Origin of the sequence: Streptomyces inhibens (assembly GCF_003389455.1) — a bacterium.
GTDB lineage: Bacteria > Actinomycetota > Actinomycetes > Streptomycetales > Streptomycetaceae > Streptomyces > Streptomyces inhibens.
In genome coordinates, this window is sequence record NZ_QUAC01000177.1 from 1 (window position 1) to 23,998 (window position 23,998).

Consider the following 23,998-nt stretch of genomic DNA (forward strand, 5'->3'; position numbering starts at 1 on the left):
CATCCACGAAGCCTTTCTCACCCTGGGATGCGCACTCATCTGCTGGCGGCGCCTGAAGTCATTGCGTTAGGAGTTCTTAGGGCGTGTCCAGCGGATCGGGGCCGGGTCGGCGAGGTGGCGGGCGGGTGTGGCTGCCCTGCCGCGACGGGCGGCCGGTCGATTGTCGGTGGTGCGTGCGAGAGTGGGCGGGCAACGGGGGAAGTACCACCGAAGGAGGCCGCATGAGCGAGCGCAGCGTGGGGGTCCCCCCGGCCGAAGGCTGGGGGAAAACCGAAGAAAGGTGCGCGCCGAGCGAGTGCGAGGCCGAGCGAAGCGAGGTTTCGGCATGAGCTGGCATCAGGAGCTGCTGGTCAGCTTCGACCTGGAGACCACAGGCACCGACGTCGAGCAGGACCGCATCGTCACCGCAGCCCTGATCCGGCTGGAGGGGGACGGCAGGGCGGCCGGGAATCAGACCTGGCTGCTCGATCCGGGGGTGCCGATTCCCGACGAGGCAGCGGCCATTCATGGCATTTCGACCGCATATGTCCAAGAACACGGCCGCCCGCCGGCGACCGCCATAGAGGAAATCACCGAGGCGCTGGCCGATGCCCTGCGCGCGGAGATCCCGCTGGTGGTGATGAACGCGCGCTACGACCTCTCGCTGCTCGACCGCGAGTGCCGGCGCCACGGCCTGCGGACCCTGACCGAGCGGCTCGGGCACACCCCCGCACCGGTCATCGACCCTCTGGTCCTGGACAAGCATGTGGACCGCTACCGCAAGGGCAAGCGCGCGCTCCAGGCGCTGTGCGGTCACTACGGCGTCCGGCTGGAGGGCGCACACGAAGCCGGCGCCGACGCGGCGGCCGCGGCCGGCGTCGCCCGGCGCATCGGGGAGAAGTTCCCGGCCGTCGCCATCCCGTCGCCGCGTGCCCTGCACGCCCTCCAGGAGCAGGCCGCCGCCGAACAAGCCGCCTCGTTCCAGGCGTATTTGCGGCGCTCGGGAGACCCACGGGCGATAGTCGAACCGGCCTGGCCGCTGATCCCATACCAGACCAGGGCCTGACCGGCAGCGGTGGCGGGCCGCCCGGTCGGGACAGCTCGACTTCACTGCCCGTCCCTGTCTCGGTTCGGCTGTCCCGCGGTCCGACTGTTCCCGCCTCAGTCCGACTGTCCCGCGGCTCGGCTGTTCCCGCCTCAGCCCAGCCGTCCCGCGGCTCGGCTGTTCCCGCCTCGGCCCGGCGGACCCTGTCGCGGTCGTCCGGGCCGTGCCGGCCTCAGAACGGATACCACCGCACCGTCGCGTCCTTCTCGCGCAGTGAGGCGATCCGGCGCCGGAATTCCTTGAGCGCCGCCGGGTTTCCGGGCGCGTGCTGGGAGACCCAGGCGCAGCTCGCCGTCTCCCGGGACCCGCGCAGCACGGCGCAGCCCTCCCAGTCGCGTACGTCCCAGCCGTAGACGGAGACAAAGGTGTCGTAGGAGTCCGGGGACAGGCCGTAGCGGTCCCGGCTCAGCGCCATTACGACAAGGTCGTGTTCCCGCAGATCGGAGGCGAAGGTTTCCAGATCGACCAGCACCGGCCCGTCGGGGCCGACATGGACATTGCGCGTCAGCGCGTCGCCATGGATCGGACCGCGGGGCAGATGCGGCTCCAGCGCCGTGGCGGCCGCCGCGAACGCATCCCGCCGACCGCGCAGATACTCCGCGTCCGGCGCCGATACGGCGTCGCCCGCCAGCCGCAGCCAGCGCTCGACGCCGCCGAGCAGCTCGCGCCGGGGGAGTGCGAACGGCGGCTCCGGCAGGCTGTGGACCAGCTTCAGCAGCGCGGCGAGATCATCCGGACCGGCGGGCCGGACGGCCTCCGGCAGCCGCTGCCAGTACGTCACGGGATGCCCGTCGACCAGCGTGGCCACGGGCTCCGCGGCCCGTACGGCCGGCACGCCCTCGGTCGCCAGCCACTGGGCCACGCCCAGCTCCCGCTCGGCCCGCTCCAGGAGTTCGGCGCTGCGGCCCACCCGTACGACCGGACCGCCGTCGCCGAGCGCGAAGACGGCGTTCTCGCCGAGCGAGAGCAGCCTGGCGTCGGCCGCCGCGTCCGGCCGCCCGGCCGAGGCCAGTACGTCCCGGGCGCGCGCCTCCGTGAAGGCGGCGGGGCTCGCTTCGGTCATGGTGATGCCTCCTGCGGTGCGTGATCGCGACCAGTGTCGCAGGTTGGGCGGACCGCCCAGGTGGGGAGATCCTTCAAGGAATCCGGCCGGGACCTTGACTGTGGTGGCAGCCCTCACGACGATGACGGCGGCCGGCTGCCCCGGAGCACCTCCCGACAGGGGAGCCCGGGCCGGAACGACCTTGCCGCACCCTGCCGTACGGACACGGTGCCGACGAGGGCGGACAACGGGGGAGAGGGGGAGGCGCGATGGCAGCACAACCGACGGCGGGAGAGGCGGCGACCGAGCCGGCGCGGTAGCGCGGTGGCTCCCGATCGCAGCAGCGAGCAACGGACAGCCGTATGCCGCAGCGCCAACGGGTGCCGCGGCACCGAGCACCGAACCAGCAGACCGCATACCCGACCCGGGGGCCGCGCTCAGCGCCCGCCGGACCGGGCCGCGCCCTAAGGAGCCCCTGCCGTGACCCTTGCGACCGCGCCACAGCGGTCAACCGCAGCGGACGCGGGCCGCGCCGCCCGGCCCCGACCCGACCACGGCGCCTGGTTCCTGGTGCTGCCCGCGCTGATTCCGATCCTGGTGCTGAGCGTGGGACCGTTGTTGTACGGCATCGGGCTGGCGTTCACCGACGCCCAGTCGGGCCGGACCCAGGCCACCCGGTTCGTGGGGCTGCTCAACTTCTCCGATCTGTTCCAGGACTCCCTGTTCTGGGACTCCTTCCGGATCGGTCTGCTGTGGGCCTTCGGCGTCACTGTCCCGCAGTTCTTACTCGCCCTCGGCCTCGCCCTGCTGCTCAACCTGAATCTGCGGCTGCGCTGGCTGGCCCGCGCGCTGGCGATCATCCCGTGGGCGATGCCCGAGGTCGTCGTCGGCATCATGTGGCGGCTGGTCTACCACCCGGACGCCGGCGTCCTCAACGAGACGCTGCGCAGCCTGGGGCTGTCCGGAGCAGACGGCCGGGACTGGCTGAGCGGGCTGGCCACCGCGCTGCCCGCGGTCATCGTCGTCGGTGTCTGGGCCGGGATGCCACAGACCACCGTCACCCTCCTGGCCGGCCTGCAGAGCGTCCCGCGCGAGCTGCACGAAGCCGCGTCCATGGACGGCGCGGGCGCCTGGCGCCGCTTCCGTACGGTCACCTGGCCCGCCATCAGGCCCATCGCGCTCGCCGTCACCGCGCTCAACTTCATCTGGAATTTCAACTCCTTCGCCCTGGTCTTCGTGCTGACCGACGGCGGCCCAGGTGGCCGGACCCGACTGCCGATGCTCTTCGCGTACGAAGAGGCCTTCCGCTACGGCCAGTTCGGATACGCCGCCACGATGGGCCTGGCGATGGTCGCGGTGATCTCCGTCCTGCTGGCCGTTTACCTGGCCGGCCGGCTGAAGGGGGGTGACGACCAGTGAACGACACCGAGCACCGGGGCTCCGCGGGACGGGGGAAGAACGCCGGCACCGCGCGGCGCACCGCCACCCGCACCGGCCAGTACGCCGCCCTCCTCGCCTACCTGATCTTTCTGGCCTTCCCGTTCCTCTGGCTGATCTCCACCGCCTTCAAGCCACCGCGCGAACTCGGCAGCATCCACCCCACCTGGATACCCGAGGCGCCCACCCTGGAGAACTTCCGGCAGGCCTTCGAGCAGCAGCCGCTGCTGGCGGCCGCGGGCAACAGCCTGCTGGCCGCCGCGGTCTCCGCGCTGATCGCGATCGTGCTGGCGACCCCGATGGCGTACGCACTGGCCCGTTACCGCAACCGGCTCTCGCGGGCGGCCACCGGCTGGGTGGTGATCAGCCAGGCCTTCCCGCTGGTGCTGGTGATCATCCCGCTGTTCCTGATCCTGAAGGGCCTCCATCTGGTGGACTCCCGGATCGGTCTGATCATGGTCTATGTGGTCTGGTCGCTGCCGTTCGCGCTGTGGATGCTCACGGGCTATGTCCGGGCCGTACCACCCGAGTTGGAGGAGGCAGCGGCCGTGGACGGCGCCGGCCGGATCCGTACGCTCGTCTCGGTCACCGCGCCGCTGCTCGCACCGGGCATCGTCGCCACCGCGCTGTTCGCCTTCATCACCGCCTGGAACGAGTTCTTCTTCGCCCTGGTCCTGCTCAAGTCGCCCGAGAAACAGACGCTGCCGGTCGTGCTGACCCACTTCATCGGGACGGAGGGCGTCACCGACCTCGGCCCGCTCGCCGCCGCCGCGCTGCTGGCCACCCTCCCGAGCCTGCTCCTGTTCGCCGCCATCCAGCGGCGGATCACGGGCGGGATGCTCGCCGGGGCGGTGAAGAACTGATGCGCCACGACACCACGCCGGCCACCCCCGCCCGCCTCGACCGGCGGACACTGCTCACGGCCGCCGCCGCGCTGCCCGCCGCGGCCCTGCTGCCGGGCTGCTCCACCGGCCGCCGGCGGCGCGCGCCCGGCGGCCGGATCACCCTGCGCTTCCAGTCGCTGGCCTGGCAGCAGGACTCCCTCAAGGCCAACAAACAGCTGGTCGCCGAGTGGAACGCCCAACACCCCCGCGTTCAGGTGCAGTACGTCCAGGGTGCCTGGTCCACCGTCCACGACCAGCTGCTGACCGCCTTCGAGGGCGGCGAGGCGCCGGACATCATCCACGACGCCTCCGACGACCTCGCGGACTTCGCCTACGGCGGCGATCTCGCCGATCTCACCGACCTGCTGCCCCCGCGCCTTGAGCGCGACATCCCACGGCAGAGCTGGGAGACCGGAACGTTCGACGGCCGGGTCTACGGCGTTCCGTTCCTCCAGGAACCACGGGTGCTGATCGCGAACCGCGCGAAGCTGCGCGGCTCCGGCGTCCGCATGCCCACCCCCGAACACCCTTGGACCTGGGACGAGTTCGGGGAGGTGGCGAAGCGGCTGACCCGCGGCGCCGACCACGGCGTCGCCTGGCCGTTGAAGGAACCGGTCTCGGCCACCCTCAACCTCGCCCTGTCCACGGGCGGCCAGGTCTTCCACCGCCGCCCCGACGGCAAGGTGGAGGTCCGCTTCGACGCCGTCGACCAGGTGGTGCCGCGCACCATCCACGACCAGGTGAACGTCGACCGCACCGCCTCCCGTACGACCCTGGGCATGGGCGGCTCCGACACCCTGCCGGGCTTCTTCGCCGGGCGCTATGCGATGGTGCCGCTCGGCTTCTCGTACCGCCAGCAGATCGCCCAGCAGGCACCCAAGGGCTTCGACTGGACGGTGCTGCCCGCCCCCAAGGGCACCACGCCGGCCCAGGGGGTGAGCCCGCAGACCCTGTCGATCGCCGAGGACTGCCCGTACAAGGAAGAGGCGATGGCCTTCATCGACTTCCTCCTCAGGCCGCCGAACATGGTCCGGCTCGCCCTGGGCGACTGGCTGCTGCCGACCGGCCGGGAAGCGCTGAAGGATCCGGCGCTACGGGTGACCGAGTACGACTGGGCGACCGGCACCGCGCTGGCGAGCTCGCTCCGCTCCGCCCCGGCCCAGTCGGTCCGCGGCTACCCGGAGTGGAAGGACAAGATCGCAACTCCCGGACTGCAGGAGTACTACAGCGGCGCCATCGATCTGGACACCTTGCGCAAGCGGCTCGTCAAGGACGGCAACCTGGTCCTGGCGCGCTACCAGCGCTGAGGGACGCGGGCAGGGAGACACACAGGGACACGGGCAAGGAGACACACAGGGACACGGGCAAGGAGGCATACAGGGATTCGGGCAGGGCTGCTTCCCGCAGCCGCAAGGTAGTTGCACGAGACGTATCGTCTCGTCTAGCCTGCGGGGGCACTTACGTCCCTTCCCTCCGTGCGCCCGCGCCAAGGAGTGTGTTCGCCATGCCCCACGCCCAAATGCCCGCCCATATCGCGATGTTCAGCATCGCGGCGCACGGCCATGTCAATCCGAGCCTTGAGGTCGTACGGGAGCTCGTCGCCCGCGGCCACCGCGTCACCTACGCCATTCCGCCCGCCTTCGCCGACCTCATCGCCGGCACCGGTGCCGAGCCCAGACTCTGGAACTCCACCCTGCCCACCGAAGACAAGCCGGAGGACTGGGGCACCGAACTCATCGACAACCTGGAGCCGTTCCTCAACGACGGCATCCAGGCGTTCCCGCAGCTCCTCGCGGCCTACGAGGGCGATGAACCCGACCTCGTCCTGCACGACATCACCTCGTACCCGGCGCCCGTGCTCGCCCATCGCTGGCAGGTCCCGGCGATCCAGCTCGCCCCCAACATGGTCGCCTGGGAGGGCTACGAGGCGGAGGTCGCCGAGCCGATGCGGGCCGAGCTGCTCGGCACCGAACGCGGCCGGGCGTACTACGCACGCTTCCAGGCCTGGCTCGACGAGCACGATATGACCTCCCGCACCGACCCCGACCGCTTCGTGGCCCGGCCCGGCCGCTGCCTGGTCCTGATCCCCAAGGCCATGCAGCCGCACGCCGACCGGGTCGATGAATCCGTATACACCTTTGTCGGCTCCTGTCAGGGCGACCGCTCCCACCAGGGCGACTGGCAACGGCCGGCGCATCTGGCGCCCGGCACCAAGGTGCTTCTGGTCTCCCTGGGCTCCGCCTTCACCAAGGAACCCGCCTTCTACCGGGCCTGCATCGAGGCGTTCGGCGGGCTGGCGGACTGGTATGTGGTGCTGCAGATCGGCAAGTTCGTCGACCCGTCGGAACTCGGCGCGATCCCGGACAATTTCGAGGTGCACCAGTGGGTGCCGCAACTCGCCGTCCTCCGCCGGGCGGACGCCTTCATCACGCACGCCGGGATGGGCGGCAGTCGGGAGGGGCTGGCGAACGGCGTGCCCATGGTGTGCGTACCGCAAGCCGTGGACCAGTTCTCCAACGCCGACATGCTCCAGGCGCTCGGCGTCGGCACGCATCTGCCGAAGGAGGAAGCCACCGCGCAGACGCTGCGCGAGGCGGTGCTGTCCTTGGTGAACGATCCCGAAGTCGCCGCGCACGCCGATCGGTTGCGCCGGCAGATGGCCCGCGAGGGCGGCACCCGGCAGGCGGCGGATCTCATCGAGGCCGCACTGCCCCGCTGACCCGTACCGATCCGTGACGGGACTGCATGTGCGCGGGACTGCACGTACACGGGTCGCACACACATCTTGCGGAGCGCGAGCCTGCCATACCGCGCAACCCATCTGACGGACCGTTCGCCGCAATGTCACCGTCTATTACACGCACGTAAACGGAGTTGAGCCCACCAGGTTCAACCCGCAAAACTTTTTATGACCAGTTCTGCGACTTTTTACATTTTTGCAGGGTTGTTGCTTATCTCACACGGCTCGGCGGCCCTTGAATTGGACCCGTCAATCAGACAGGGTTTCGAGCCAGTCCGTCGCAGATCTTCCGGTCTCCACGGGCTGTTGCGCAACGCTTTCCCCCCACACCACGAACGAGGAGAACCCTCGCAATGGCTCACAAGCGTTCCAGCAAGAAGCGGCTCATCACGGCAATATCCGCCGCGGTCGCCGCCACTGGTATCGCCGCCGTCACCGCGGTCACCGCGGGCGCGTCCCCGGCTCCCGTCGTAGGCAAGATCTACGGTGCCGAGGCCAAGGGTGCCGTGAACGGCAGCTACATCGTCATGCTGAAGAAGTCGGTCCGTACCGCGGAGAGCGGTGACCTGGCCGCCAAGTACGGCGGCAAGGTCAAGCGGAGCTACTCCTCCGTCGACGGCTTCTCGACGACCGGTCTGAACGAGGAGGAGGCCAAGCGCCTCGCCGCCGACCCGGCCGTCGACAAGGTCGTACAGAACAAGAAGTTCCACATCGACGGCACCCAGGACAACCCGCCGTCGTGGGGCCTGGACCGCATCGACCAGGCGGACACCAAGGGCGACGGCAAGTACAACTACCCCGACAGCGCGGGTGAGGGCGTCACCGCCTACGTCATCGACACCGGTGTCCACATCAGCCACAAGGACTTCGGCGGCCGCGCGTCGTACGGCTTCAACGCCATCGACAACAGCGACAAGGCCGAGGACGACAACGGCCATGGCACCCACGTCTCGGGCACCATCGCCGGTGAGGCGCACGGTGTCGCCAAGAAGGCCAAGATCGTGGCCGTCAAGGTCCTGGACGCTCAGGGCTCCGGCACCACCGAGCAGGTCGTCGCGGGCATCGACTGGGTGACCAAGAACCACAAGGGCCCCTCGGTCGCCAACATGTCGCTCGGTGGCGGCGCTGACGAGGCGCTCGATGCGGCCGTGAAGAAGGCCATCGACTCCGGTGTCACCTTCGGTGTCGCGGCGGGCAACGAGTCCACCGACGCGGGCCAGGGCTCCCCGGCGCGGGTGAAGGAAGCCATCACGGTGGCCTCCAGCACCAAGGACGACCAGCAGTCGGACTTCTCCAACTACGGCAGCGTGGTGGACCTTTACGCCCCCGGCTCCGACATCACCTCGGACTGGAACACCGGCGACGACGCCACCAACACCATCTCCGGTACGTCCATGGCGACCCCGCATGTCGTGGGTGCCGCCGCGGTCTACCTGGCCGGCCACCAGGACGCCAAGCCGGCCGACGTGGAGAAGGCGCTCACGGACGGCGCCACGCCCGACAAGATCTCGAACCCGAGCGAGGGCACGCCCAACAAGCTGCTGAAGGTCGTCGAGTAAGAACCTCATCGCCTCAGCTCCACACGCCGGCCGTCGCGCTCGCCCCCACGGGGCGCGGCGGCCGGCGTCGTTGTGTTTTCCGGCTCCTTGACCGGACGAGCCCCGTCTCGCCGATCGGTCGGCGAGCGGGCCGTCCGTAGACACTGCCTACTCGATTTGGTAGACAGTGTCTATGAGTGATCAAGAGGCGGGCCTGCGTGCCCGTTTGGTCGAGGTCGGCGTCGACCTGCTGACCAGAGAAGGAATTCAGGCGCTGTCGCTGCGCGAGATCGCCCGCCAGGCCGGGGTCTCGCACGGAGCTCCGCGCCGCTACTTCCCGACCCATCTGGACCTGCTGTCCGCCATCGCGCGTCAGGGCTTTGCCGACCTGGGCGACCGGGTCGCCGAGGTGATCGGCGACGGCCGGGCGAGCCCCCGCGCCCAGCTCATGGCGCTGGGACGCTGCTATCTCGACTTCGCGCTGAGCCACCGCGGGATGTTCGAGCTGATGTTCCGCCATGACCTGTTGGAGAGCAATCAGCTCGGTCTGCGGGAGACCAGCCTGCCGCTCTTCCGCGTCCTCGTCGACCTCGTGGCCCGGGCACAGCCACCGGCTGATGCGGCGCCACCTGTCGTCGCGGGCGCACTGTGGGGGAACCTGCACGGCATCGCCCAGCTGTGGGGGTGGGGCAGCCTCCCGCTCGCTACGGGGACCGACGACGTCGAACCGCTGCTGCGCGCCGCGCTGAACGCGCACCTCGGGCCGGAGGGCCGATGAGCTCAGTACGCCATCGTCGCCTCACGCTCGTCGGCAGTATCACCGGGGCCGTGATCGTCGCCCTGGACGGCACGGTGCTGACCGTGGCCCAGCCCACCATGCAGCGGGCCCTGCACGCCTCGTTCGTGCAGGTCCAGTGGACCAGCACCGGCTATCTCATCGCCGTCGCGAGCCTGCTGGTCTTCGCCGGCCGCCTCGGCGACCGGTTCGGCCACCAACAGATCTTCGCCATCGGGATCCTGGGCTTCGGCGCCACTTCGGCGGGGATCGGCCTGGCCTCCGACGTCGGCTGGGTGATCGGTCTACGCGTCGCCCAGGGCGTCTTCGGCGCGCTGTTGCAACCGGCCACCCTGGGAATGCTGCGCGCCACGTACCCGCGCGACCAGCTCGGTATGCCCCTCGCACTGCGCACCAGCGCCATCGGTCTGGCGGCCGCCGCCGGCCCGATCGTCGGCGGCGCACTCGCCGCCCATCTGGGCTGGCGGGCGGTCTTCTTCCTCAACGTGGCACCCGCGCTCGTGATCGGCGTACTGGCCCTCACCGTCCACCTGCCGACGCCTGCTCCTACGCCCACGCCTACGACTGCGCCTACCTCTTCGCCGGCGACCGGAGCCGGCGCCTCCGCTGCCCGGCTCGACCTGCCCGGCGCCTGTCTGCTCGCGATAACCCTGGTCTGCCTGGTCCACACCCTCGTCGCGATACCGGAAACCGGCTGGACGGCGGTGACCACGCTGGGAGGCGTCGCGGCCGCGGTCACCTGTGGCGCGTTCATCCGGCACGAACGGCGTACCGCGAGCCCGCTGGTGCCGCCGAGCGTGCTCGGATCGGCAACCGTCCTCTCGGCGCTCACCATCCTGCTGTCCGCCTCGGCAGCCCTGTTCGGTGCGCTGTTCGTCGGCACGTACTTCTTGCAGGACGTTCTCGCGCTGGACCCCCTGGAGAGCGGTCTGCGCGTGCTGCCGCTGGCCGTGATGATGGTGCTGAGCGCGCCGGCCTCGGCCGTCCTGCAGCGCAGACACGGCCCCCGACGGACGACCATGGCGGCGATGGTGCTCCTGACCCTCGGCATCCTCCTGCTGTCCCAACTCGACCAGAGGGCCACGCCGGTGGAGATCGGTGCCGGCTTCCTTCTGCTGGGCGCCGGATTCGGCACGGTGATGGTCACCGCGACGGCCGTCATCGTGCACCAGGCGTCCGTGGACAACGCCGGGGTGGCCGGCGGGCTCCAGCAGACGGCGATGAACATCGGCCCGACGCTGGGCGTCGCCGTGGCCACCATGCTGCTCACCCTCACCGCACCGACCGCTGCCGGCGGCCGGCCGTACGGCGGCGCATCACACGGCGGCGCATCACACGGCGGCGGATCGCATGGCGTCGGAGCGCTCGCCGACGGGCCGCACTGGACCCACGACGCTTTTGTCTCCGCGATGGGGTCCACGCTGTTCGCCCTCGCGGTCCTCGCCGCGATCGGCGCCCTGGCGGCAATCAAGCTGCCCCGACGCCTCGACGCCGAACGAACTCGGAACCCCCGCCGAGAAGTTATCCACAGGCGGCAGCCTCGCCCACCGCGTGCGACGGAATCCCGCTACCGTCGGTGACATGCACGGAGGACTGCCGTTCATCGGCATCAGCACCATCGTCTACGGCGTGATCGGACTGATCGCTGTCGTAGTCCAGGCGATCCGCACAGCGGGGGGAGCTCGACATGCACACCATCACCGTCATCGTGCCTGCTCACAACGAGGAGGAGGGGCTACCGGCCACGCTGGAGTCCCTCGCGTGTCAAACGGTCCGGCCTGACCGCATCCTGGTCGTGGACGATGCTTCCACGGACCGTACGGGCGAGGTGGCGGCCTCACACGGCGTGACCGTGCTGCGCCCGCCACGCAATCTCGGCAGCAAGGCCAAGGCGCAGAACCACGCCCTGCCGCACTGCACCACCGACCTCGTCCTGGCCGTCGACGCGGACACCGTTCTCGCACCGGACTACATCGAGACCGTCGTCCCCGTCTTCGACGACCCCAGCGTCGCGGTAGCGGCCGGCACGGTCCGCACCCGCCATACCCGCACGATCTGGGAGCGCGGACGGTCCACGGAATATCTCTTCGGCTTCCACTGGCACCGCCCCATCCAGGCCCTGGCCAACAGCCCCATGGTCTGCTCGGGTTGCTGCTCCGTCTTCCGCCGCGACGATCTGCTGTCCTTCGGCGGATTCCCCGAGCGCACGATCGTCGAGGACATGGACTTCACCTGTTGCGCCTTGAGGAGTGACCGTACGTCCCAGCCTGGTATGTCGGCAAACATGCAGGTCAGAGGTGCTGCCTCGGACCTCCTTGTGGCATGCAACTGTGGTCGAGTGCAACCTGCTCTGTCAGGATTCAAGCTGACTTGATGCTGACTTTTTTGATGGGTAGTCAGGTTCATTGTCGCGTCAGCTATGTGGCCGACTGCTAGCGACGATAGGTCCGGGTGGGGAAGCGGGTTGAGGCCCGGTGGACGAGGTTGCGGCTTCCCGACTGCGCTTCCCCGGGGGCGCCCCGGCGTGGACTGCTCAACCGTGGCCCACGGAGAGCCTGTGTCCGGATCCCGTCTGCTCATCGATTGGGAGCTGGCAATCTTCGGAGACGAGAAGTCCGACCTCGGCCGTCTCGCCGTACGCCTCCGCCTCGACGATCCCACGCCCGTCCTCGCCCTTGCCGACCGGCGAGATCCGACGGCCGAAGGACGGCTCCACCTGTACCGGCACATCCACCTGCTCGCTGATGCCGCGCTGAGTACAGATCCCGTGGTACGAGAGAGGGCCGCCTCACGATTGAACTCCTCCCGGAGTGCCCACCCGTAACGACGCCTGTCGCCCAACCCACCTGCAAGAAAAGGCAATTGCCGACCCCCTATACAGAACAAAGGTTCGACATGAATGATGAGGGGATCGCGTGCCAGTTCGGTACGCCACTCGTTATACAGGGCAGCCGAGGCGCACATCGGGCGCAGGATGAGGCTTTCGCCTCACGGCAGGAGGAGCAGCGATGAGTGATCGCAGTTCGATCGAGTGGACAGAAGCTACCTGGAACCCCACCACAGGGTGCGATCGGGTTACGCCAGGCTGCGACAACTGCTACGCCTTGACGTTATCCCGGCGCCTCAAAGCCATGGGGGCGGCCAAGTACCAGAACGACGGTGATCCTCGCACTTCGGGGCCGGGGTTCGGCCTCACTCTGCACCCGGACGCCCTTGCCGTACCTTCCCAGTGGAAAACCCCGCGGATGGTTTTCGTCAATTCGATGAGCGACCTATTTCACGCCAGAGTTCCGCTGGACTTCGTCCAGCGAGTCTTCCGCGTGATCGCCGCCACGCCCCAGCACACCTACCAGCTGCTCACCAAGCGCGCTCTTCGCCTGCGCCGCGTGGCAGACCAGCTTGAATGGCCTCCGAACCTTTGGATGGGTGTTTCCGTCGAGAGCGCCGATCAGCTGGGCCGCGTCGACGACCTGCGCCAAGTCCCAGCGGCAGTTCGCTTCCTGTCGTGTGAGCCGTTGCTCGGACCGCTCACCGGACTGGACCTTCAGGGGATCGGCTGGGTGATTGCCGGCGGAGAGTCCGGCCCCGGTCACCGGCCGGTTCTGGAGGAGTGGATCATCGAGATTCGCGACATCTGCAACGCGGACGACGTCCCCTTCTTCTTCAAGCAGTGGGGTGGTCGCACACCAAAGGCCGGAGGCCGGGAGCTCGTCGGTCAGACGTGGGATGAAATGCCGAAGAGGCTTCAAGCCACGGCCTCCTGAACATTCATATCCGGCCATCGCCTGAAGGCGGTCTGGTGTCCCACAAGAGCGCCATGTGACCCTCTCCCCTGAGTTGCGGTGACAGGCGGACTGGGGGAGCAGACATGGCCGTGCCCAAAAACTCCGTATGGTCGAGGGATCCACACACAGCCGCGAAACACGACCTGCTGAAGAAATACCTGCAGCCCTGGGCGCCAATCTTGCTGTCGCGGCACGACACCATCACGTATGCGGAAGGCTTCTCGGGGCCCGGCATCTACACCGAGGGGGAGCCTGGATCCCCGGTCATCGCCTACGAGGCATTTGCCGACACCCTGCAGCACCGGCCCAAGACCATTCGCATGGTGCTCGTAGAGGGCGACAAGCGACGCGAGGTCGAGCTGCGGAGCCAGATCGCCCGTGTCCGTGGGCGGTATGCGGATGAGATCAACAGACGCATCTCCGTGGGGACATACCGAGGCGAGTGTCACCCGACTCTCCTTGAAGAGCTCCGGACGTCCGGATGCCTGGGAGACCCCCTGTTTGTCCTTCTTGACAGCTACGGAGGCCCCGACGTCCCCTTCAGCCTCCTCCAGGAACTCGCCAAGCACCGCAGCACAGAGGTCATGGTGACGTTCGCGCCGGGCTTCCTCACCAGGTTCGCGGAGAAAAACAACGGGCACCGGGAAGCAGGGGACGCGGCGTTCGGCGGCCCTCAGTGGCAAGCAGTCTTCGAACAGCCCTCCAGCGACAAGTTCACCTTCCTGCGTGACCAGTACCGTGACACCCTTCACCGCGCCGGCTTCTCCCACACCCTCTACTTCGAGATGGTGGACGAGGGCGGACGTGTCCTCTACCTCATCTTCGGCACCAGCCACGAGAGAGGGCTGGAGAAGATGAAGGACGCCATGTGGAGCGTGGACTCCGACCACGGCGTCCGATACCGCGACCCACGAGACGTCCAGCAGCAGCAACTCGAACTTGAGCTTGAGCCCCACACCGGCCCGCTCCGCCGGATCCTCCTCGACTACATCGCTTCGTCCGCGAAGGGGCGGTCGGTCGCCGACCTCAGGCAGTACACGCTGCTTGAGACCGTCTACCGCCCCGCTCAGGTCACCCCGCTCGTGCGTCAGATGCGCGACGCCAAGACCGTCTCCACCGAGCCGCACAAGGTAACGAGCGAAACACAGGTGGTTCCCTACGTCCCCCCACCGAACACCGGCAGCGCTCACGGCCAGGGCGAGCTCTTCTGATCAGCGCTCGACTGTACGGCGCTCGTGCGAGGGCCGAGGTCAGCGATCGACATACCCGCCCACGCTCCCAACATCGCAGCGACGGCAGAGGATGCCGCGAGGCACCGAAGAGGTGTGGGTATCCACCCAGTGGTCCAGCAAGGGCTGCCCCGGCGAACGGGGCAAGGGCTCCGGCAACGGTGGCCGGCGCAGCGAGGAGGCCAGACAGGCGGCCGTAGTGCGTCGTGCCCCAGCGGTCTGCGACAGCGGTGGCCTGGAGAAGCGTGAGGTTGCCGCGCACGACTCCGGCGAGGACGGCGACCAGGATCAGCAGCGGGATCGGGCCGGGAATGAGCGCGAAGGCTGCGGTCGTGGCACCGCTGGCGGCGATTAGGACCGTGGTTCGGGCTGTGGTCGATGTCCGGGCGGCGAGGGTGGCGAAGAGGGTGCGACCGAGCGTCTGGCCTGCGCCGCCAAGTCCAAGTGCCCGTGCGGCGGTTGTCGCGTTGGCGCCGCGCTCGGCCAACAGGGGGGCCAGGCCGAAGACGACGGCATACATGGCGAAGCCGGAGAGCGTGAAGGCGGCAGCCAGGAGGAGGAAGGGCCGGCTGCGTGCGATCGGTGTGCAGTCGCTCGTATGCGGCACGTACCCAGCGGCCGGACTACTCGCGCGGCACTATCGAGCCGCTCCTCATCCGGTCGGGAAGATCCAGGGGCACCCCCTGCCCGAGGTTCAGTCGCGGAGAGAACTCCGAGCGGTCCATGGACTCCCGATGCCGGAGAATCCGGCCGACGCGCCAACGCAGCGATGGCCTGAGCCGACGGCCGTTTAGATGAGCACTGGCCTCCTGTACGAACGCGTTGGCGCTTTCGGCTAGCTCATTAGCAGCATCTTCCACTTCGGCGAGGATCTTCCATCGAGCAGGCCCAGCGGCGCATCGCTGGCCGGCCCCGACGCCGATCTGACCACTCACGTCGAGGAGGTGGGCCTGCTTGGGCGACCAGGTGAGGGCAGCTTGGTGGCGGAGCCCCAGTTCCTGGCCACTGGGCACTCATTCTGCCCGCCCCACCAAGGCCCCGCTGCCCTCGCGTCCGATACGAGCGCTCGCCGAACCACCGGATAAGTCATGCCCGCCAGCCGCTCCTCCAGCTCGGGCACCGACAGCAGGAACATGCCGCCGGTCGGTGGCCGACCATGACCACGTCGTCCAACGCCTCGGCCGCTTCGGTCAACACCCCCGGCCACGGCGCGTACGGCCGCTCCGGAACCTGCGGCACGCCGCGGTTCGAACCCTCGCCCGGCAGGTCCACCCACCGCACGGCGCCAGGGACGTCCGCTGCCTAGGCCAGTCCCCGCACCGACTCCGACCCCAGACCGGGACCACCCGGCACGAACAACCAGTTCCATCGGCCGGCCCGCCGCGAGAGGGCCCGCAGCCGCACCCCCGACCGCGTCCAGAACTCCAGGTCCGACGCTTCCAACCCGCTCATCGCATTCCTGCCGCTCGGACCCCGGACGCCGGCTCGATCTGGCCGGACGCCCCGATCCAGTGATCCTGCCACCGCAGCGGACATCGCATCCCAGCCGAAATGCTGGCGGTGCGGCCACGGCCGCGGAGTCGCTCAGCGGCGGACGGTGAGGGCTGCCAGGCCCGCTGGTCCGCCGAAGGCGATCGCCGGGTCGGAGGTGTCCGGCATGCCGCCGTCGGGCAGGGCGCAGAGGGAAGTGAGGGGCGTGCCGGTGACCACCCGCATGAGCTCTTCCCCGGTCCATGGGTTCCAGAGGCGCACGGTGGTGTCGCTCGAGCCCGCGGTGGCGAGGAGCGGCTGCGGCGAGGTGGGGGTGGGCGGCAGAAGGCCGATGGCGGAGACCGGGCCGTGGTGCCCCTCGAGTACGGGGTACGCCTCCGTCCGAGGAGCGTCCGGGGACCAGAGCCGGACGCAGCCGTCGCTGCCGCCGGTGACCAGCAGGGAACTGCCGTCCTCCGCGGGGCAGACGGCGAGCGAAGGGACGGGGCCCGTGCGGCCGGGCAGGCGCAGGTGCGACGGCGCACCGACGCAGCTAAACCCCACGGTACGGCCGCTGGAGAAGGCCACGAGCGGGCCCGTCTCGGTCGGCAGAGCCGCGAGGGCGCGCACGGCCGCGTCCTCGCGGACGGGCTCCCAGCGTTGCTCGCCGCTGGCGAGGTCATGGAAGCAGATGCTTCCCGCGCTCGTGCCACTGACCAGGATGACGTCGGCACCGGGGAGGGAGAGCGTGGCGAGAGAGCGCACGCTCGCCGCCTGCCAGCTCTGATCCACCGGAGGGGACCGCCAGCCGCGCTGCTCGTCCCAGCGGCCGATCAGGCCGTTCTTCAGGCCGATGACGACGGACGCCGACCCGTCCGGCCAGACGTGGGTGGCCAGGGCGGTCAACGCGTTGCAGTCCCATTCGGCGGGCCACGTCAGCTGCTGGGGAGGCAGCCGCGTCCGCCGCAGCTGCCCCCTCGCCGCCGACCGGATGCTGACGGCACCTGAACGGGCGGGCGTCAGCAGGCTGGGGCCGTCGTCCGATCCGGGGAGCACGGCTAGGAGGGAGCCGTCTCCCGACGCCTCCAGATCGGGTTCCAGCTCCGACGTGCGCCCGGTGGGGTTCCAGATCCGGACCGTCCGGTCCAACGATGCGGACACCACGAAGGGCATCCGCCGTCCCGTCTCGACCGCGACCACGGCCTTGACCCTTCCCGTGTGGTCGGGCGGGGAGGCGTACACCTCTTCCCCCGTGGCCGGATCCCAGAGGCTCACGGGCCCCCCGTCAGCGCCGCCGAGTGCCAGCAGTGTTCCGAAATTCGGATGGGGATAGGGCCCGAGGGAGGCCGCCGACCGCGGGATGCGCGCGGCCTTGTTCTCCTCGCCGGTGAGCGGGTCGTAGGTGCGCACGCTGCGCGTCGTGCTCGAAGCCGCGGCGAGCCGGGGCCGGTCCTGCTGGTCGAAGTACAGGGCGAGCGCGACCACTCCCCTGCCCTGCCCGTGCACCACGGTGACGACGTCGAGCGATTCGGCGTCGAAGACCTCCAACGTGCTGTTCTTGCCGCCCGCGGCGAGCAGCGTCCTGCCCGAGGGGAGCCGCAACGTCGCCAACGCTTTGACCGAGGGGCCCATCACGCCGTCGAGGGGCCTGAGGGGCAGGACCGGTGTCTCCTCGTCGAAGGGATCACAGGTGATCAGTCCTGCGTCGGTTCCGACGGCCAGCCGGACCCGTCCGGTCCTGGTCCTGAAGGCGGCGAGGGCGAACACGGCTCCTGTCACCGGGAGCCGGGTCGCATCGCCGCTCTGCGGGTCGTAGATCCAGACGCCGTGGGCGGTGCCCACCGCGAGCAAGGGGCTCTCCGCGGGGGCGGTCAGCACGGCCAGGGCGCGTACGTACGGGGCCGGCCGGAAGGGCAGGCCGAACTCCGTTCCCGTGCGCGGGTCCCACATGCGCACCTCACCACCCTGGTCGCCCGCCGCGACGAGCGGGCTGCCGTCCGGAAGGGTGAAGGACACCAGTGAGGCGAGGGGGTCGACGTACGTGCCAGGAGGTTGTCGGGCACCCGCAGTTGGTTCCACCGCGGTGTGACGCCGGAGCGGTAGCCGGGTAGGGGCCGTGTCGCGACCATGTTCCCGGCGGCACCACGCCCGACAGCCGTGCCCAGGAGGGACAGGCGGAGGCTGTCGGCCCGTGCCGCCGCTCCTGCATCGCCCAGGAACGCTTCGATACGGGCCCACGCGGCGAGGTGCGCGGCACTGGTGTGGAAGTCGGCGGGGAGTCCGAGGGCTGCCCGGACCGTGCCGCTCGTCTCCCATGGCAGGAACCGCCAGGGGACGTGCAGGTCTTCGACCAGTCCCGCGGCGGCGACGTGCGCGATGAGGTGGCGTCGTAGGTAAGGGTGTGGGGGCTGGTCCGGCGCCGCGGGGAGCAGCTCTTCGAAAGCCCATACGAGTTGCGCGTGCGTGGCGGTGATTGAGATCTCGGGGAAACGCTCCGCCGGGTCCGTGTCCGTGTCCGGGAGACCGAGCAGGAACTGCGGTGAGTACCGGAGGGTTTCGCTGATCCGTTCGTGGATCGGCCGGTACACGGTCCGCTCGTCCTCGACCGCGGTGGTCAGGTAGCCGTTGAGACGGCTGGCCATCACCTGGCGGATGGCCGCGTCCGGGTCGGCCACGGGTGTCGGGCCCAGCGCCCGCACCGCGGCGGGCCAGATGTCGGCCCAGGGCAGTCCCGCCCCCTGCCCGAAGGCGGACGTCCGCAACACGGCCATCAGGTGTTCGGCCGGGGTGTCGTGCCAGCGGGCCACCTCCCCGAGGTCCTCGCGGAGGAGCGCCTCGGTCCCCTCGCGCAGGGTCCGGCGCCACGGAGGGTCGTCGGGGCTCGGCAGGACACGCATCGAGCGAAGTCGCTCGGCGGCGATCCGGGCGTCCAGGAAGGACGGGGACACCTCTTCGGCGACCGCTGCGGCCAGCGAGCGGTGCTGGTACCGGAGCTGGGGCTGGGCGGGGTCCAGCGGGAGCTCCGGCCGCCCTTCCTCGGCGCCGCCCTGGCCTTCGTACGGGGCCCGGAGCAGCGCGCGGACGTACGCGGCGATGTCGCCCCTGGTCGCCTCGACGTCGTCCGTGCGGATCGAGTTCCCGGAGTGAGTGGCCCGGATGAGGAGCCCGAGCAGGTCGGTGGAAGGGGCCGTGGGGGTCGAGGTGGAGGGGCGCCGCGCTTCGCCCTCGGCGGCCGTCGTGTACTCCCTGGGGCTGCGGACGCCCAGAAGCAGCCGGACCGCGGGACATCCGCCCGTATCCATGCGCAGTTGGGTGAGGGGGCGGAGCAGGTCGGTGATGACGCGCGTCGGGTTCCTGGCCTCGTCGATGCCGTCGACCACGAGGGTCAGGGGCCGTCCCCGCAGCAGGGCGAGCTCCCCTACGAGCTTGCACAGGGCCACCACAGGACCCTCGTCCAGGGGCTTCGCCGGCCCTCTGGATGCTGTCCGGGTGCGTGCCGGCGCCGTGCCGAAAACGCTCGGGGAGCCGCCGAGCGCCTCGTACAGGGTCTGGGCGAGTTCGTCCGGATCGGAGTTGCGGGCGAGGACGGCCGCGTCCACCGACCCCACCGGGACGTCGAGTTCCTCGGGGATGTCGGCGATGAGCGGACCGTAGTGCGGGTCCGCGCGGAAACGGGCGTCGCTGAGGGTCACCATGCGGGCCAGGAGGGCGGACTTCCCCGAGCCGGCCTCGCCGGTGACGACGAGTACGTTCTCGGTGCCGACCAGGAACGCGAGCACCCGCTTGACCAGCTCGGTGCGCCCGGTGAAGTACCAGCCGGGGCCGCCGGCTCCCGGGTGACCGGCGGCGCGCGAGATCCAGTACGTGTCCAGCTCGGTCCGGGTCCACCCGACCTGGCTGAGGGAGGCACCGAGTACGGGTTCGACGGCCGCGTAGCCGGGGTTCGGAAGGCAGGGGCTCGGCTGTTGGTGTGCCCTCTGGACCGTGGCGGATGGGGTCGGCCAGATCTCGTGGATGTCGGCCATGGTCTTCGCGTCGAACACCGCGCCGACGATGCCCTTCCAGTCCTGCCAGCTGAGGTGGGACCCGGCGTAGCCGTTGGCCCGGTCCGCGCAGTGCTCGTGGGCGGCCCGGAGCAGGTTGGTGAACTGACCGAGCCGCGGCCTGCTCTCGTCGTTCCCGGCCGCGAGTACGACGAGCGAGCCGAGCGAGCGGCGCCCCTCTCGGAGCGCCTTCAGGTTGGCCTTGAGCTCGGTTTCGAGCCGGCCGGAGAAACAGGAGTCGACCATCACCAGGACGTGCGTGGCCCGGGAGTCCAGCACGGTCGCAATCAGTTCGGCGGTCGGGAAGGCGGTGCTGAGCGGCCGGTCCTCGTAGGAGTCGGGCAAGCGCAGGAAGTGCTGCGGGGAGTTGGCGGGGGCCAGACCGTGGCCGGTGATGTAGACGACGAGGGCTTCGTCGTCGTCCACCTCGGCGAGTTTCTCGTCCAGGACGAACTCGCGCAGGTCCCTCAGGTCACGGAGCTGCTTGAGCCGGGCGGGGGCGAAGCGGCGCCCGTCGTCGAGGCCGGGATCGGCCCACCAGCCCTCCACGACGGTCACCTGCGCCGAGACGCCCGTGCTGAACTCCTGCTGCTGTGCCGGGGTCCCGTCGTCGTACTCGGTGACGGCCATGACGAGGAGGCGACGGGCGTACGTGCCGGGGACCGGGCCGCGCGTCATGGTTGACCGCCCGCCACTGCGCGGGCCACCGGCTCGCTGCGGAGGTAGCGCACGGCGCTGTGGGGGTCGCCCACGCCGTTGCGGACCGTGGCATCGACCAGTCCCGGCGCCACCCGGCACAGCCCCGCGCCGCCGGTGACCACGTCGTCCGGGTCGTAGACGTTGATCCACCGGACGTGGTCGGGCAGGCGCAGGTGGTCGCCGTCCTCGATCTTCATGAGCCGCCGCACCGAGGGGATACCCAGCGGGGAACCACAGGTGATGAGGGTGTGGACGGCGGGCCCGGGGACATCTCCGGGTGTCTGACCCGGGGCGTCGTCCTCGTGGCGGAACAGGTCATAGGCGATGACGCTGCCGAGGGAATGGCCGATGACCACGGAGGTGGTCGGGGTGACGTGGTCCCGGACGAGTGCGCGGACCTTGACGGCCAGGTTCGGCTCCGTCAGATAGGAGCGGACTTCCCGCATCCGCTGGACGAAGAACCGCCCGCCGCCGCCGGGGAAGCGGTGGTCATAGGCCATCAGCAGTCGGGTGATCCGGGGCGGCCAGAGCTTCGGCGGGCCCAGTACGGCCAGCGGCTGTTCCTCGGCGTAGGCAAGGTCCTGCGGCCTGACGACGTCACCGAGGGCCTCCGCTACGAACTGTTCCTCCGCCGGTGTCATCGACGCGCCGTAGGGGTCGTCCTGCGGCCCCAACCGGTCCGTGCCCTTGGCGAGCAGGGAAGTCCAGTGCGGCGTGCGGAGCGTGGGCGGGCGGTCGGGCCGGTCCGTGAACTCCTTGATGCCGCGCCCGAGCGCCTTCCCCCAGTCCCGGGTCAACTGCTCCCCCGAGGTCCTGGACTGCCCGATCCCGTGAACCCCGACGATCTCCGCTGCCCGCATCCGTTCCCCACTCCGCCCAGCCCGTTCCGTGCCGGCATCCGTCGGCCGTTACCGGTGACCGTCGACCAGCGGCACACGGTCCGGGTTTCCGGGTCGTCGGCCGGATCATGATTGTGCTGTATCCGGACAGGACTTGTCGCTCGATCGGCCGGACTCCCGAAAGACCCTCGCCGAGAGCGTGGCCGAGTCAGCAGGGTGCTCGACGGCGTTGAGCACCCTGCGCCGTGGCCGCAAGTTGCGGGTGGTCGCTCCAGGCGTTCGCTCGGCCTATGGCGCGTTCATCCAGCCCGGAGAGATGGGCGCTGTAGAAAGCGCGGCCAGCGGCGGTGGCCTCGTAGAACTGGCAGTCATCGGATCGACACCCACCCGCGGGGACGGGGCGATCGACGTCGTCGCGGGGATCACCCCGCAGGCCGCTGCCGAACTCGGCCTCGCCGACGGCACCGATGCTGGAGCTTCACCCCTCGACGGACAACACGGTTCACGTCTACGCCAGGGGCCGGGAGGACTCCCGAGCCCGACACGAAGCCGCGATGGCCTGTCAGGATGCTGACCTCTCGGTGCGAGCTTTCTTCCTGCCTTGCGTTGTTTTCACAGCCGCTGAGGTCGCTAACATGCCGACACGGCGCAGTGCTCACTGAGTTGATACCCTTGTTGAGGGCGAGGGGGATGTCGCGAATTTCGCCGGATTTCCTAATTAGGGAATTTCGGGGACATGGACTACACCTGCGTGTCCCTTATCCTCCCGTGCAGGTCATCGGAGGCCATCTACCCAAAGATTGCTGGGCAGTTGACCTCAGCATTTCGTGGTAGCGTCCTTGTTCGAGGGACAATGCAACCTGAAAGGGAAATCGTGAACACGGAGAAGATCGCCGCTCGCCGCCTCTCGCTGGAAGAGGTGACGAAGCTCGGCGTGAAAGACAGGCTCTTCATTTCCGCCGAAACGGCAGAACTCAAGCTTCCCGACTGCTATGTCCCTGCTTTTCTGACCAAGTCCGGTGAGGATTTCGAGGGCGGCTTGATCACGGCGAGAACCGTATTCCAGGAAGAGGTCTCCTGCCTTCCCGACGACGAGAATGAAGCCGGAATCTACTTGGCAGACGAGAACGGCTCGGTGACCATCGAGGTCCTCCAGTCCGCCGGTGTCGTGCTGGACCTGGCGCTTTTCGTCCCTAGTGGGGACAAGGGGGCCCTCACGGCCCTTTACGCTGCGGCCCGGCAGGCCTTCGGCGCCGACGTCGTGCAGATCTGGCGCCAGGGACTCAAGGAGGTTCCCGACGTGAAGGTCGACATCTTCGAGGAGCAGATTCCCCGGGGGCGCAAGGGGAGCGACAGCCCCAAGCGTGACCGTCGCGCGGTCGACACCTACCCCACCCGTGCGGACTTCATCGAGTTCTCCGCGGGGTGGAAGCCGGTCGTTGAGATTCACAGGCCGATTGTTGACGACACCCCGACCATCTGAGGCGGCGTTACCTCTCGGTCTCGGCCTGAGAGGACGCCGAGAACGCATGCGCCGGCCCCGGTCGACCCCTGAGCGGCCCAGGGAGCCGTCGGAAAATAACTCACGAACGCTGAAGCGCCGTTCCACTCGATGACCTCGCGAGACAGCCCGCCTGACCAAGATCAAAGCCTGAAGTTATTCTGCGACAGCCCTCAGGGCTTCGGCGTAGTCGAGTGAGGTCCGCTTCGTGCTCAGGCGAGGCCGAGGAGCGTGAGGGGTCGGCGGGCGTCACGCGCATTGCGGCGACGGCCGGAGGCGATGTTCTTCGCGCCGTTCAGTCGCAGGGCGCCGACCGCGAGGTTGCGCCAGGTCGCCATAGCGCGGGGTGCGCTGTCGGTCCGCTACCGCGCACGCGGTCAGGTCGAGGACGGCGGCCAGCGCGTGCCGCACTCCTCGTAGCCGGATGATCTGCTATCAGCCCGAACGCCCAGCCCAGCCGCTCATCCCATGCACGAGCGTCGTCCGCATCTGCACCCGTCTCTTCAGCAACGCAGGGGTCATCCCCCGGCACCGTCGGCTGGCTCCGCCCGACGGTGCGCGGAGATGCAGGCCACCGAGGCGCAATGGACATGAGACAGGAACCGTCCGCTCGCACTCCCTTCACTGCAAGTGGTCACGAAACGGACGCCCGCCGACTACGCCGAAGCCCTGGCTTGGAAGAGGGCCCGGGCTGCCACGGGCCGTTTCGCCATGGTGCCGTTTCACTGTCGGCGGGCCGGCCGGTACACGGACAGTCCCACGGCGACGACCTCCCTGCGGCGTTGCGCAGACGGTTCACGGGGCAGCTGCTGCCCTCAGGGGACCTGGGATACGACGACATCCGCACGGTGTGGAATGGAGTACACGACCGGCGCCCCGCTCTTATCACCCGCTGCCTCAGCGCGGCGGAC

Annotated in this window: 19 protein-coding genes; 13 read left to right on the forward strand and 6 right to left on the reverse strand. The window is 69.4% G+C overall.

The window, feature by feature from the left end:
• The first annotated feature begins 325 nt into the window (after positions 1 to 325).
• Positions 326 to 1,045 carry an exonuclease domain-containing protein gene (locus tag DY245_RS22195; protein ID WP_128509002.1) on the forward strand — a complete coding sequence of 240 codons (720 nt, stop codon included), beginning with the start codon at positions 326 to 328 and terminating at the stop codon, positions 1,043 to 1,045.
• Positions 1,046 to 1,256: 211 nt separating this feature from the next.
• Here the strand turns inward: DY245_RS22195 and DY245_RS22200 are convergent, their stop codons facing one another.
• Complete coding sequence (locus DY245_RS22200; protein WP_128509003.1) at positions 1,257 to 2,147, reverse strand: aminoglycoside phosphotransferase family protein; 891 nt, start codon at positions 2,145 to 2,147, stop codon at positions 1,257 to 1,259.
• Positions 2,148 to 2,606: 459 nt separating this feature from the next.
• Between DY245_RS22200 and DY245_RS22205 the strand changes: the two genes are divergently transcribed.
• From DY245_RS22205 to DY245_RS22240, 8 genes are all read left to right on the forward strand, one after another.
• Positions 2,607 to 3,545: a carbohydrate ABC transporter permease gene (locus tag DY245_RS22205; RefSeq protein ID WP_128509004.1), complete on the forward strand. Its 939-nt coding sequence runs from the start codon at positions 2,607 to 2,609 to the stop codon at positions 3,543 to 3,545.
• Positions 3,542 to 4,426 carry a carbohydrate ABC transporter permease gene (locus DY245_RS22210; RefSeq protein ID WP_128509005.1) on the forward strand — a complete coding sequence of 295 codons (885 nt, stop codon included), beginning with the start codon at positions 3,542 to 3,544 and terminating at the stop codon, positions 4,424 to 4,426. Before DY245_RS22205 ends, DY245_RS22210 begins: the two co-directional genes overlap by 4 nt.
• Positions 4,426 to 5,754 (forward strand): ABC transporter substrate-binding protein, encoded by a 1,329-nt coding sequence (locus DY245_RS22215; RefSeq protein ID WP_128509006.1) that lies wholly within the window; start codon positions 4,426 to 4,428, stop codon positions 5,752 to 5,754. Before DY245_RS22210 ends, DY245_RS22215 begins: the two co-directional genes overlap by 1 nt.
• A gap of 197 nt (positions 5,755 to 5,951) precedes the next feature.
• Positions 5,952 to 7,166, forward strand: coding sequence for a macrolide-inactivating glycosyltransferase (gene mgt / locus DY245_RS22220; protein WP_244943193.1), 1,215 nt, complete (start codon positions 5,952 to 5,954; stop codon positions 7,164 to 7,166).
• A gap of 374 nt (positions 7,167 to 7,540) precedes the next feature.
• Complete coding sequence (locus DY245_RS22225; RefSeq protein WP_128509007.1) at positions 7,541 to 8,746, forward strand: S8 family peptidase; 1,206 nt, start codon at positions 7,541 to 7,543, stop codon at positions 8,744 to 8,746.
• A 172-nt stretch (positions 8,747 to 8,918) separates the two neighbouring features.
• Positions 8,919 to 9,503, forward strand: coding sequence for a TetR/AcrR family transcriptional regulator (locus tag DY245_RS22230; protein ID WP_128509008.1), 585 nt, complete (start codon positions 8,919 to 8,921; stop codon positions 9,501 to 9,503).
• Positions 9,500 to 11,101 (forward strand): MFS transporter, encoded by a 1,602-nt coding sequence (locus DY245_RS22235; RefSeq protein WP_128509009.1) that lies wholly within the window; start codon positions 9,500 to 9,502, stop codon positions 11,099 to 11,101. The genes DY245_RS22230 and DY245_RS22235 overlap by 4 nt, the downstream gene beginning before the upstream one ends.
• A gap of 107 nt (positions 11,102 to 11,208) precedes the next feature.
• On the forward strand, positions 11,209 to 11,895 hold the full coding sequence (locus DY245_RS22240) for a glycosyltransferase family 2 protein (protein WP_244943194.1): 687 nt from the start codon (positions 11,209 to 11,211) through the stop codon (positions 11,893 to 11,895).
• Between the two features lie 159 nt (positions 11,896 to 12,054).
• Here the strand turns inward: DY245_RS22240 and DY245_RS22245 are convergent, their stop codons facing one another.
• Positions 12,055 to 12,255, reverse strand: a complete 201-nt coding sequence (locus DY245_RS22245) for a hypothetical protein (RefSeq protein ID WP_128509010.1) — start codon at positions 12,253 to 12,255, stop codon at positions 12,055 to 12,057.
• A 274-nt stretch (positions 12,256 to 12,529) separates the two neighbouring features.
• Between DY245_RS22245 and DY245_RS22250 the strand changes: the two genes are divergently transcribed.
• The 3 genes from DY245_RS22250 to DY245_RS48355 all read left to right on the forward strand — a co-directional run bounded on the left by DY245_RS22250 (position 12,530) and on the right by DY245_RS48355 (position 14,890).
• Positions 12,530 to 13,285, forward strand: a complete 756-nt coding sequence (locus tag DY245_RS22250; RefSeq protein WP_128509011.1) for a DUF5131 family protein — start codon at positions 12,530 to 12,532, stop codon at positions 13,283 to 13,285.
• 104 nt (positions 13,286 to 13,389) lie between these two features.
• Entirely contained in the window at positions 13,390 to 14,517 is a 1,128-nt protein-coding gene (locus tag DY245_RS22255; RefSeq protein ID WP_128509012.1) for a three-Cys-motif partner protein TcmP, read from the forward strand.
• 91 nt (positions 14,518 to 14,608) lie between these two features.
• Complete coding sequence (locus DY245_RS48355; protein WP_181923808.1) at positions 14,609 to 14,890, forward strand: hypothetical protein; 282 nt, start codon at positions 14,609 to 14,611, stop codon at positions 14,888 to 14,890.
• A 1,229-nt stretch (positions 14,891 to 16,119) separates the two neighbouring features.
• Here DY245_RS48355 and DY245_RS44550 read toward each other — a convergent pair.
• From DY245_RS44550 to DY245_RS22280, 3 genes are read right to left on the reverse strand one after another with little or no spacing between them, the layout of a single operon-like run.
• A complete protein-coding gene (locus tag DY245_RS44550) occupies positions 16,120 to 17,955 on the reverse strand; it encodes a WD40 repeat domain-containing protein (RefSeq protein ID WP_181923809.1) in 1,836 nt (611 codons plus the stop codon).
• A complete protein-coding gene (locus DY245_RS22275) occupies positions 17,877 to 20,726 on the reverse strand; it encodes an ATP-binding protein (protein WP_128509013.1) in 2,850 nt (949 codons plus the stop codon). Before DY245_RS22275 ends, DY245_RS44550 begins: the two co-directional genes overlap by 79 nt.
• Positions 20,723 to 21,607 carry an alpha/beta hydrolase family protein gene (locus DY245_RS22280; protein ID WP_181923810.1) on the reverse strand — a complete coding sequence of 295 codons (885 nt, stop codon included), beginning with the start codon at positions 21,605 to 21,607 and terminating at the stop codon, positions 20,723 to 20,725. Before DY245_RS22280 ends, DY245_RS22275 begins: the two co-directional genes overlap by 4 nt.
• A gap of 853 nt (positions 21,608 to 22,460) precedes the next feature.
• On the opposite strand from DY245_RS22280, the gene DY245_RS22285 reads away from it, so the two are divergent.
• Complete coding sequence (locus DY245_RS22285) at positions 22,461 to 23,069, forward strand: hypothetical protein (protein WP_030992798.1); 609 nt, start codon at positions 22,461 to 22,463, stop codon at positions 23,067 to 23,069.
• Between the two features lie 230 nt (positions 23,070 to 23,299).
• Here DY245_RS22285 and DY245_RS47565 read toward each other — a convergent pair whose 3' ends face one another.
• Positions 23,300 to 23,425, reverse strand: coding sequence for a hypothetical protein (locus tag DY245_RS47565; protein WP_258572997.1), 126 nt, complete (start codon positions 23,423 to 23,425; stop codon positions 23,300 to 23,302).
• Positions 23,426 to 23,998 lie beyond the last annotated feature (573 nt).